The organism is Skermanella sp., assembly GCF_059503625.1.
In genome coordinates this window covers 1-2,280 of sequence record NZ_JCACHA010000461.1, presented here as the reverse complement: position 1 = coordinate 2,280, position 2,280 = coordinate 1, and the positions used below count along the sequence as shown (strand labels likewise).

Below are 2,280 nucleotides of genomic sequence, written 5' to 3'. Positions count from 1 at the left end.
ACTGAAGTTGGTGCCCTCGCCGGGCATGCTTTCGATCATCATGGCCCCCCGATGGGCGCTGATGATGCCATGCACGGCCGCAAGCCCCAGTCCCGTACCCTTGCCGATTCCCTTGGTGGTGAAGAACGGCTCCAGCATCCGCTCCATGACTTCGGCCGGCATGCCGGAGCCGGTGTCGATCACCGAGATCCGGACATAGCGGACACGCCGGCCGCGGTCGATCGGCAGGACGCCCACCCACATCCGGCTGGAACCGGGCCGTCGTCCGGGTCCCATCCGTGCCGGTATCAGGTCGCTGCCCTGGATCTGGGTCACCCGGAGTCCTTCCGCGCAGCCGCCGTCCAGATAGGGCATGTCTATGGCGATCGTCAGTTCGCCCGGCGCCGCGCCGATGGCGTCCGCGCCGTTGACGCAGAGATTCATCAGGATCTGGCTCATCTGCGTCGGGTTTGCGTGAACCAGCGCCGAGACGGCATCGACGTGCGTCACGACGTTGATCGACTTGGGCAACGTGGCCCGCAGCAGCGCCAGGGTCTCGTCGGTCGCCGCGATCATGTTGACGGTTTCGCGTTCGACCCCTTCGGACCGGCTGAAAGCAAGGATCTGCTGGACCAGCCGCTTGGCGCGCTCGCCCGCGACCATCAGCTGTACGGCGAACTCGTGTTCCGGCGCCGCCTCGTCCAGATCTTCGACCAGGAAGGACGCATAGCCCATCATGGCCGCCAGGATATTGTTGAAGTCGTGAGCGATACCGCCGGCAAGCCGGCCGATCGCCTCCAGCTTCTGGGCCTGATGGAACTGCTCCTTGAGGCGCGTGCGCTCGTCCTCGGTCTTCCGGCGCTCGCTGATGTCGCGGACGATCTGCACCATGCCGCCATCGTCGAGCGAGGTCAGCGTCAGTTCCTGGTTGAAGGTGGTGCCGTCGCGCCTACGGCCGACCAGTTCGCCCTGCCACCGTCCGGCACCGTCCAGGCCCGGAAGCACATCCGACTGGAGACGGACCCGCTCGTCCGCCGCATAAAGCGACAGCCAGCTTCGGCCCAGCAGGTCCCGCGCGTCGTCGAACCCGTGAAGGCGCGCATGGCTGTCGTTGAGATAGGTGAAGGTGCCTGCCTGGTCGAGGATGGCGACGCCGTCGATCGACGCTTCCAGGGCGGTCAGCCTATGGCGCAGCAGATGCTCGGCCTGCTTCTGGGGCGTGATATCGGTAAAGAGGCTGACCTTGCCGCCGTCGGCGGTCCGCCGTTCGTCGACCAGCAGCACCCTGCCGTCCACCAGGGTTTCTTCCCACGGACCATCGGCGGTCCGCAACCGCTTGACGGTGGTGTCGAGATCGCGTGTCAGGTCGGAAAGACGCATCCCCGGCGTCACCGCGCCGGCCAGACCCGGATAGGTTTCGCCATAGCCGGCGCTGGCAAGCACGACCCGCTCCTCGCGGTCGAGCAGCACCAGCCCGCCGGGGACGGAGTCGATGGCGTGCCGGAGCCTTTCGCATTCCTCCGATGCCGCCGCTTCCGCCTGCCGGGCCGTGCGGTAAAGGCGTTCCGCCAGCAAGGCCCTGCGCCACAGCCGGACGGCCAAGGCAGCGACCAGGCCCAGGACAGCCGCAAGCACGGTCGTCAGAACGGTCGGGTCGGCGCTGCTCATCTGGCGCTGCTCATCTGGCGATCGGTAGGCCGCTCAGTGCGCCAGCCGCGCTTCCTGCGCCCGCAGGGCGGCCTGCGTACGGTTCTTGGCCCCCAGCTTGCGGCAGATGCCGCGGATATGCAGCTTGATCGTAACCTCCTGAAGTTCCAGGGCCCGGGCGATCTCCTTGTTGGACCAGCCCTTCTCGAGATACTGAAGCACTTCGCGCTCCCGCTGGGTCAGCGGTGCGTGGCTGTCGGCATCGCCGGCGTCGCCTGCCGGAGCGTCCACCGCGCCGAAAGGCACGAATTTTTCACCCGCCATGATGAGCCGGATCGCTGAGACCAGCGCCGGGCCGGTAAGCGTCTTGGGCAGAAAGCCCTGGGCGCCCATGTCGATAGCGTTTCGAACGTCCTCGTGGCTGGCGCCGCCGGACATGATGACGATCGGTACCTTGGGCGGACGCTCCCGCATCCGCCGCAGGCCGTCTAGCCCGTCCATCCCCGGCATCCGGAGATCCAGTATGATCAGCGCGAACTCGCCGTCCCGTTGGACTTCGTCGTATGCCGCGCCGAAGCTTTCGGCTGAAACGATCCGGGCGTCGGGTTCCAAGCGCTCGATATAGCTTTTCAGCGCATCCCGAACCATGTTGTG

Annotated in this window: 2 protein-coding genes; both read right to left on the bottom strand. The window is 66.6% G+C overall.

Annotated elements, in window-relative coordinates; translation table 11 throughout:
* A partial coding sequence (locus tag AC5JJ6_RS10110) for a PAS domain S-box protein (RefSeq protein ID WP_496041916.1) occupies window positions 1-1,647 on the bottom strand: 1,647 nt, incomplete at its 3' end.
* Between the two features lie 33 nt (window positions 1,648-1,680).
* Window positions 1,681-2,280: response regulator transcription factor (locus AC5JJ6_RS10105; RefSeq protein ID WP_496041915.1), on the bottom strand; the 600-nt coding region annotated here is incomplete at its 5' end.